This window comes from Neorhizobium sp. 2083 (assembly GCF_031455615.1).
In the GTDB taxonomy this organism is placed as follows: domain Bacteria; phylum Pseudomonadota; class Alphaproteobacteria; order Rhizobiales; family Rhizobiaceae; genus Neorhizobium.
Genome location: NZ_JAVDTC010000020.1, coordinates 1 through 2,500, shown reverse-complemented (window position 1 = coordinate 2,500; position 2,500 = coordinate 1). Strand labels below are relative to the sequence as shown.

Below are 2,500 nucleotides of genomic sequence, written 5' to 3'. Positions count from 1 at the left end.
AAGGCCAATCAAACTCGGAAATAGCTGGTTCTCCGCGAAAACTATTTAGGTAGTGCGTCGATCGAATACCCCAGGGGGTAGAGCACTGGATGGGCTATGGGGACTCACCGTCTTACTGATCCTAACCAAACTCCGAATACCTGGGAGTACTAATCGGCAGACACACGGCGGGTGCTAACGTCCGTCGTGAAAAGGGAAACAACCCTGACCTCCAGCTAAGGTCCCCAAGTCATGGCTAAGTGGGAAAGGATGTGAGGATCCCAAAACAACCAGGATGTTGGCTTAGAAGCAGCCATCATTTAAAGAAAGCGTAACAGCTCACTGGTCTAATTAAGGGTCTTTGCGCCGAAAATGTAACGGGGCTAAAGCCATGCACCGAAGCTGAGGATGTGCGCTTGCGCACGTGGTAGCGGAGCGTTCCGTAAGTCTGTGAAGGAGGACCCGTGAGGGCCTCTGGAGATATCGGAAGTGCGAATGTTGACATGAGTAACGATAAAGAGGGTGAGAGACCCTCTCGCCGAAAGACCAAGGGTTCCTGCTTAAAGTTAATCTGAGCAGGGTTAGCCGGCCCCTAAGCCGAGGCAGAAATGCGTAGGTGATGGGAACCACGTTAATATTCGTGGGCCTGGTGGTAGTGACGGATTGCTCAACTTGTGAGGTCTTATTGGATTGATCTTGCAGGGACGCGGTTCCAGGAAATAGCTCCACCGTATAGACCGTACCCGAAACCGACACAGGTGGTCAGGTAGAGTATACCAAGGCGCTTGAGAGAACTATGTTGAAGGAACTCGGCAAATTGCACGCGTAACTTCGGAAGAAGCGTGACCCCATTTTGGGCAACCATGATGGGGTGGCACAGACCAGGGGGTAGCGACTGTTTATCAAAAACACAGGGCTCTGCGAAGTCTAAAGACGACGTATAGGGCCTGACGCCTGCCCGGTGCTGGAAGGTTAAGAGGAGAGGTGCAAGCTTTGAATCGAAGCCCCAGTAAACGGCGGCCGTAACTATAACGGTCCTAAGGTAGCGAAATTCCTTGTCGGGTAAGTTCCGACCTGCACGAATGGCGTAACGACTTCCCCGCTGTCTCCAACATAGACTCAGTGAAATTGAATTCCCCGTGAAGATGCGGGGTTCCTGCGGTTAGACGGAAAGACCCCGTGCACCTTTACTATAGCTTTACACTGGCATTCGTGTCGGCATGTGTAGGATAGGTGGTAGGCTTTGAAGCGGGGACGCCAGTCTTCGTGGAGCCATCCTTGAAATACCACCCTTATCGTCATGGATGTCTAACCGCGGTCCGTCATCCGGATCCGGGACAGTGTATGGTGGGTAGTTTGACTGGGGCGGTCGCCTCCGAAAGAGTAACGGAGGCGCGCGATGGTGGGCTCAGACCGGTCGGAAATCGGTCGTCGAGTGCAATGGCATAAGCCCGCCTGACTGCGAGACTGACAAGTCGAGCAGAGACGAAAGTCGGTCATAGTGATCCGGTGGTCCCGCGTGGAAGGGCCATCGCTCAACGGATAAAAGGTACGCCGGGGATAACAGGCTGATGACCCCCAAGAGTCCATATCGACGGGGTTGTTTGGCACCTCGATGTCGGCTCATCGCATCCTGGGGCTGGAGCAGGTCCCAAGGGTTTGGCTGTTCGCCAATTAAAGCGGTACGTGAGCTGGGTTCAGAACGTCGTGAGACAGTTCGGTCCCTATCTGCCGTGGGTGTAGGAATATTGACAGGATCTGTCCCTAGTACGAGAGGACCGGGATGGACATATCTCTGGTGGACCTGTTGTCCTGCCAAGGGCATAGCAGGGTAGCTATATATGGAATGGATAACCGCTGAAGGCATCTAAGCGGGAAACCAACCTGAAAACGAGTGTTCCCTATCAGGGCCGTGGAAGACGACCACGTTGATAGGCCGGGTGTGGACGTGCAGCAATGCATGAAGCTTACCGGTACTAATAGCCCGATTGGCTTGATCGTTCTCATTGTTCATGCTCATCGAAGATGAGCCTTGAGACCTTTGTCCTGACGGCGTACGCAAACCTTCGGTTTGCTGCCTGCGGACGGCCCGCCAAACGATTGGCGACGGCCGCTGGCCTGTATGGGTGCCACAAGCGCTCAACGGGTCTGGAAAGGTTGGACGTGTTCAAAGACTAAAAACGAAGCGTTATCGCTTCACCAGCTTCTCAAATGTTGCGCTTCGCTGACCTGGTGGTCATTGCGGGGCGGCCGCACCCGTTCCCATTCCGAACACGGCCGTGAAACGCCCCTGCGCCAATGGTACTTCGTCTCAAGACGCGGGAGAGTAGGTCGCTGCCAGGTCTGCTAAACGCAACACGCATGCTGCATGCGAAAACAAAGATGATCTTCTCAAACGATAAACAAACGGCCCCTGGCCGATCCCAAGGGCCGCCCAAAGCGGCCTTTTTGCTTTGCTGAACACGAAATTGTCCAAGGAGGGCGCCCGGCTTTGGTCCGATGCCATCCTTACAGGAGACAA

At 54.3% G+C, this 2,500-nt stretch carries 2 rRNA genes (1 of these 2 cut by a window edge); both read left to right on the top strand.

Annotated elements, in window-relative coordinates:
* Positions 1-1,980 (top strand): 23S ribosomal RNA (locus J2X76_RS31430); it begins 818 nt to the left of the window's first position.
* 227 nt (positions 1,981-2,207) lie between these two features.
* A 5S ribosomal RNA gene (gene rrf, locus J2X76_RS31425) occupies positions 2,208-2,322 on the top strand.
* The last annotated feature ends 178 nt before the right edge of the window (positions 2,323-2,500 follow it).